Origin of the sequence: Hamadaea tsunoensis DSM 44101 (assembly GCF_000428945.1) — a bacterium.
GTDB classification, from domain to species: Bacteria; Actinomycetota; Actinomycetes; order Mycobacteriales; family Micromonosporaceae; genus Hamadaea; species Hamadaea tsunoensis.
This window is the reverse complement of the sequence record NZ_AUAX01000049.1, coordinates 21835-28349: the sequence shown is the minus strand read 5'-3', so window position 1 is coordinate 28349 and position 6515 is coordinate 21835. Positions and strand designations below refer to the sequence as shown.

Genomic DNA, 6515 nt, shown 5'->3' with positions numbered 1-6515 from the left:
CGCCGGCGAAGAAGAGGTACATGTTGGTGCCGTCGCCGATCAGGGTCTGGTCGATCGGGCCGGTGCCGGAGTTGGCGATGCTGCCGGTGAACAGTGCTTGGGGTGCGGACCAGCCGTTGGCGTTGGTGGGGTCGCTGGATGTGCGGTAGATGAAGGGCCATGCGCCCCATTGGTAGGCGAGGACCCAGGTGTTCTTGGGTGCGAAGTAGAACAGGGTCGGTGCGACGGTGCCTTGGCTCATTCCGTTCTGGCTGGCTGATGCCATGTCGGACCAGTTGGTGAAGGGTGTGAAGTTCATCGAGCCGTACGAGGAGCCTGACACGTTGGATGCGTAGACGAGGTGTTTGCCGTTGTAGACGACGTTGGTGAAGTCCTTGAGCGACACCCAGCCGTGCTGCGGTGAGGCCAGGGCACCCGACGACGTCCAGCGATACGTCGACGGAAGAGCGCAGCCGCTGCCCCCGGTACCGGTCGGCGTCGGGCTGGGCGACGTCCCGGACAGGCCGGTCCACTTCTGGTTGCTGCCCCCGTTGCAGGTCCAGATCTCCACCGCGGTGCCGTTGGCCGTGCCCGCACCGGTCACGTCCAGGCACAGCCCGGACTCCACCCCGACGATCGTTCCGTCGGAGTTCACCCGCCACTGCTGGTTGGCGCCGCCGCTGCAGGTCCAGATCTGCACGCGGGTACCGGCGCCGGTCGCGTGGTTGGGCACGTCCAGGCATTTGCTGCCGTAGACGACCAGCGCGTTGCCGGAGGTCAACGTCCACTGCTGGTTCGCGCCGCCCCAGCAGTCATAGATCTGCACGCCGGTGCCGTCGGTCTGGCTCTGACCCGTCACGTCCAGGCAGCGGCCGGACCCGACACCCCGCAGGGTGCCGGTGACGTCGGCCTGCGCCGGGTTGGCCACCACCGTCAGCATCATCGCCACGATGACCACGGCCGCGCTCGCAAGCGCCGCGATCAGCGCTCTGCTTCGTCGAATGCCCGTTCCTTCACGCATGACAAGCTCCTCTCCGGTCAGCTTCGGGTCCATCGCTGGTTGCTGCCGCCGTTGCAGGTCCAGATCTCCACCGCGGTGCCGTTGGCCGTGCCGGCGCCGGTCACGTCCAGGCACAGCCCGGACTCGACCGCGGCGATCGTTCCGTCCGAATTGAGCCGCCACTGCTGGTTGGTGCCCCCGTTGCAGGTCCAGATCTGTACGCGCGTACCGGCGCTGGTCGCGTGGTTGGGCACGTCCAGGCACTTGCCGCCGTACACGGTCAACTGGTTGGCGGAGGTCTGCGTCCATTGCTGGTTGCTGCCGCTCCAGCAGTCGTAGATCTGCAGGCTGGTGCCGTCGGTCTGGCTCTGGCCCGGTACGTCCAGGCAGCGGCCCGAACCGACACCCCGCAGCAGGCCCACCGAACCGCCGCCCGTACTCGGTGACGGGCTGCTGGGCGTTCCATTGCCGAGCGCGGTGAGCACGGCGCCGTACGCGGCCTTCTTGTTGCCGCCGCCGTCGAAGAGCAGGGGACTGTCGCTGCTGCGCCAGGAGTCGCTGTCGCGGATGCCCCATACGGTGATGCCTGCGCAGCGGGCGACGTTCATGCAGGCCTTGACGGTGTTGGTGTACTGGGTGGTGCCCGCCTGGGCGATGTCGAGTTCGGTGAGTTGGACGTCGACGCCGAGGGCGGCGAAATTCGTCAGCGTGGTCTGGAAGTTCGACGGCGGGCCGCCGTTGCCGAAGTGGGACTGGAACCCGACGCAGTCGATCGGTACGCCGCGGGACTTGAAGTCCTTGACCATGGCGTACACGCCCTGGGTCTTGGCGGCGTTCCAGTCCTCGATGTTGTAGTCGTTGTAGCACAGCTTCGCGGCGGGATCGGCGGTCCGCGCGGTGCGGAACGCCTCCTCGATGAATCCGTTGCCCAGAACGTTCTGGAACACGGAGCTGCGATGCTGGGTCGAACCGTCGGCGAAGGCTTCGTTGACGACGTCCCAGGCGTAGATCTTGCCTTTGAAGTGGCTGATCTCGGTGGTGATGTGATTGTCCATGACCGACCGCAGGGTGTTGGCGTCGGTGATGGAGCTGACCCAGCCCGGCAACTGGCCGTGCCACACCGTCGTGTGGCCGCGCATACGCTGCCCGTGGGCCAGCGCGTGGTTGACGATCTGATCGGCGGAGCCGAAGTTGAAGTTGCCGCGAGAAGGTTCGGTGGTGTCCCACTTCATCTCGTTCTCCGGCGTGATCATGTTGAACTCGCGGTCGAGGATCGACACATAGGTGCCGTCCCCGAGCCTGCCGGCGGCGACGGCGGTACCGAAGTACCGGCCGGACGTCGCGGCCTGAGCACCCAGCGTGCTCGCAGCCTGGGCTGTGCCGGTCAGTAGCGTGGCCATGGTGGCTCCCGCGAGCGCTGCGGCAGCGACGAAACCCAGGGCCACCTTCCTCCGCGGGACGGTGCGGATCGGAGAGTTCACGGCATTCCTTGGGGTGAGAGGGAGTTGGTGGGGGAACGGTGACGTGGCGGGGGCTGTACGCCGGGCAGGAAGCACGGCCGGCCGCCGATGACCCGTTCTCGCCGGCAGACCTGCCGGTGGGACCGGGGCGAGAGCGAAGGTTGCAGGATTGTTACCGTTAACATTGGGCGCAAGAGTGAACTCGCCCGGTGACGGTTGTCAATCCATCGACTCAGTCGGCGTTCCGTGAAGGTGAAGCCGAGGCTGCCGCTCCTGAAGTACGCAGCCCCGTGTTGGCCACGCCGTGCCGGGGCACGGGCCGTCTCACCCGTCAGGCGCGAAGTGCGGGTGAAAGTTCCACGCAGGACACCGATGAGCCCCGACGGGGCTTCGTTCGTGGTCGATGCGATCCTCTTGCGAAGTCATCATTCGTATGATGAACTGAGCCCGGTTCGCGCGGGCGTGAAGCATCCCAAATCATGAATATTGTCCGATCCGTGTTAGGCGTTGCTCCGCCTTCCAGCGCACCGGATCCGCCCCGTTCGAGGGCAGCTCGACCGCCGGACCCCGGGGCGGCACGCCCTCGGCCGCGGCTGCCGGGCGACCTCTCCGGCAAGCGCGGCAGAACCCTCCCGCACGAACAACGAAGGCCCTGGTCGCTCCCCTTAGGAGATCCCGTGTCCGCATTCTCCGTCCCAGCTCGGCGCAGGCTGCTGCCCGCAGCCGCCGCGGCGGCACTGACCGCCGCGGTCGCCGTGATCATCACCACCGGCCCGGCTCTCGCCGCCACCACCACCGTGTACGCGTCCCCGTCCGGCACGGGAACCGCCTGCTCCGCAACCCAGCCCTGCTCCCTGCCCACCGCGCAGACGACGGTTCGCGGGATGGTGGGTTCGATGTCCGGAGACATCGCGGTGCAGCTCGCCGACGGCGTGTACCGGCTGTCGTCGCCGTTGCGGCTGACCGACGCGGACTCCGGCACCGGTGGCCACGCCGTGATCTGGCAGGCCGCCCCCTCGGCCCACCCCGTCCTCACCGGAGCCCGGCAGGTCACCGGCTGGACCCTGACCGACTCGGCGAAGAACATCTGGCAGGCGAACGTCGGAGCAGGCGTCGACGCCCGGCAGCTCACCGTCGCCGGCGTACAGGCCACGCGGGCCCGGGCGGCCGTGAGCCGGTCGGACTTCACCGCCAGCGGCACCGGGCTGCGCTTCACCAACAGCGCCTTGAACTATCTCAACAACCTGACCAACCAGAGCCGGGTCGAGTTCGAGGCGATCAACTCCTTCACCGACCGGTACTCGCCGGTGCAGAGCATCAGCGGTGGCGTCATCACGATGCAGCAACCGGCCTGGAACAACAACAACTTCGGCTACGACACGTCCGCCAGCCCGTTCCGTGCCGGCCCGCTGTACGTGGAGAACGCCTACGAACTCCTCGACGCGCCGGGGGAGTGGTATCTCAACCCGTCGTCCGGCGTGCTGTCGTACATCCCGACCTCAGGTCAGAACATGAGCACCGTCGACGTCGAACTGCCGTTGCTGCAGTCCCTGGTCGACATCGGCGGCAGCTACGCCGCCCCGGCCCATCACATCTCGTTCACAGGCGTCACGTTCACCGGTACGAGCTGGCTGGGACCCAGCAGCAGTCAGGGCTTCGTCGACCAGCAGACCGGCGCGTACATCGCCGGCAACTGGTCGTGGCCGAATTTCGGCTCCTGCTCGTCCGGCTGCCAGCAGTTCGAGGCGACCCGGCCGAACTGGCTGCAGATGCCGGCCGCGGTACAGGTGTCGGCGGCCAACACGATCACCTTCAGCGGTGATCAGTTCGTCAACCTGGGGCAGACCGCTCTCGGCATCGGCAACGACGCCAACGCCCATGCCTCGGGGGTCGGGCTGGGCGCGAGTGCCATCACCGTCACCGGCTCGACCTTCGCCCGCGGTGCCGCCGGCGCCGTCGTGGCCGGCGGTGTGCGCGCCGACGCCCATCATCCCAGCGACTCGCGCATGATCAACCGAGACATCACGATCAGCAACAACGTCGTGCACGACATGGGCCTGGACTACCGGGGAATCTCCTCCTTCCTGCCCACGTACGTCACCAACGCCACCATCACGCACAACGAGATCTACAACATGCCCTACTCCGGCCTCACGATCGGATACGGCTGGGGCTCCAACGACGCCGGCGGCAGCAACGAGTACGCCAACCGCGGCCTGTACAACTACCAGCCCCGCTACACCACCGCGACGACGGCGTCCAACAACCAGATCACCGGCAACTACATCCATGACGTGATGCAGCAGATGAACGACGGCAGCTGCATCTACACGCTCTCGGCCAACCCGAGCGGCCGGATCAGCGGCAACTATTGCCTGCGGACCAACGGCTACTTCGGTCTGTACTTCGACGAGGGGTCCCGTTACTTCACCGCCAGCGGCAACGTCGTCTCCGCGACCGGCGGGACCTGGGCCACCGTCAACTACAGCAGCGGCAACAACAACACCGGAACGCTCACGCTCACCAACAACTGGAGCAGCAGCAGCGGCACCAATCTCGTCAACGGCGACCGCAGCAACACCGTCTCGGGCAACGTCGTCGTCAGCAACGGCAACTGGCCGTCGGGCGCGCAGGCGGTGATCAGCTCGGCCGGCGTGCAGTCCGGTGGCGGCCCGAGCCCCACCTCCACCGGCTCCGGAACAGGTCAGCAGCTGGTCGGCGGGCAGTCGGGCCGGTGCGTGGACGTACCGAACGCGACGACCACCAACGGCACCCAGGTGCAGCTGTGGGACTGCAGCGGGCAGGCCAACCAGCGCTTCACCTACACCTCCGGCAAACAGCTGATGGTGTACGGCGCCAAGTGCCTGGACGCCAACAACCAGGGAACCGCCAACGGCACCGCGGTGATCATCTGGGACTGCAACGGCCAGGCGAACCAGCAGTGGAACGTCAACGCCAACGGCACCGTCAGCGGCGTTCAGTCGGGACTGTGCATAGACGCCAACGGCGCGGCCACCGCCAATGGAACCAAGATCATTCTGTGGTCGTGCAACGGCGGCACCAACCAGCAGTGGAGCCTTCGCAGCTGAACTTCGGCGGCGATACGGCGCCTGATGCCGGCGTGACGGGCTTCTGCCGGGAGGAAGCCCGTCACGCGCCGGCCGGCGGTGCGGTCCGCGGTGCTCACCTGTCCGACGAGAAGATGCGCTGCTGGATCGCCCGCCGGTACTCGTCCAGTGTGTTGTCGATGTGCGTGGCCGCAGCCTGGGCTGCCGCCTCGGGATCGCCGGCCCGGATCGCCTGGTGGATGGCCTCGTGCTCGGCGACCGCCTTGCCGGCATGGCCGCCGATCGTGCCGCGCATCCCGAAGAGGTTGGACTGGGCCTGCAAGCGGCGCGCTTCGGCGACGGCCACCTGCAGGAACATGTTGTGGGAGGCGATGGAGACGCTCCGGTGGAACAGGTCGTCACCTTCGGTGAAGACGTCCTCGGATCCGATGTCGAATCCGTGGCGGCAGAGGTCGGCGGCTCGTTGGATGGCCGCCATCTCCGCCGGGGTGGCCCGGTGCGCGGCTAGCCGGCTGGTCTCCATCTCCTGTGCCCGCCGGAACTCGAAGAGCATGTAGACGTGGTCGAGGTCGTCGGGGACGAAGAACGACGCCCAGCGGCCGGTGCCGAGCATTCCCTCGTCGTCGGCCACGAACAGGCCCCGGCCCTTGTGGGCGCGGATCCGGCCCAGCGCAGAAAGGATCTTCACGGCCTCGCGTACCACCGTGCGGCTGGTGCCCAGCTGCATCGCCAGCTCGTTCTCGGTGGGCAGGCGATCGCCGGGGCGCAGACCCGCCCGGGCGATGAGCTCCAGCAGCTGCTCGGCGGCCACCTCGTAGCCGGGCCGGTAGACCTCGTCGGATTGCTGGTCGTGCGTTCGTCTCGCCTGCGTCATTCATGCCCTCCTCGCACCCGAAAAGAGTATGACTTATGTGTTATCTGCTGGCCACCGCCTGCGCCGCTGATCCCGAACAGGGCGATGAGGAATGTACATTGCTCGCTAAACCGGCCAGAATGGATGCGGTCCCG

4 protein-coding genes are annotated in these 6515 nt (G+C 67.2%); 1 reads left to right on the top strand and 3 read right to left on the bottom strand.

The features are described 5' to 3' along the window. Both G401_RS0137970 and G401_RS0137965 read right to left on the bottom strand, forming a co-directional pair. The coding region (locus G401_RS0137970) for a non-reducing end alpha-L-arabinofuranosidase family hydrolase (protein ID WP_051367874.1) at positions 1-1000 on the bottom strand (1000 nt) is incomplete at its 3' end. A gap of 17 nt (positions 1001-1017) precedes the next feature. Continuing rightward, entirely contained in the window at positions 1018-2379 is a 1362-nt protein-coding gene (locus G401_RS0137965; protein ID WP_084558084.1) for an endo-1,4-beta-xylanase, read from the bottom strand. Between the two features lie 737 nt (positions 2380-3116). On the opposite strand from G401_RS0137965, the gene G401_RS0137960 reads away from it, so the two are divergent. Further along, entirely contained in the window at positions 3117-5528 is a 2412-nt protein-coding gene (locus G401_RS0137960) for a ricin-type beta-trefoil lectin domain protein (protein ID WP_027346597.1), read from the top strand. Between the two features lie 94 nt (positions 5529-5622). On the opposite strand, the gene G401_RS0137955 is transcribed toward G401_RS0137960, so the two are convergent. Then, positions 5623-6381 (bottom strand): FadR/GntR family transcriptional regulator, encoded by a 759-nt coding sequence (locus G401_RS0137955; protein ID WP_084558082.1) that lies wholly within the window; start codon positions 6379-6381, stop codon positions 5623-5625. Positions 6382-6515 lie beyond the last annotated feature (134 nt).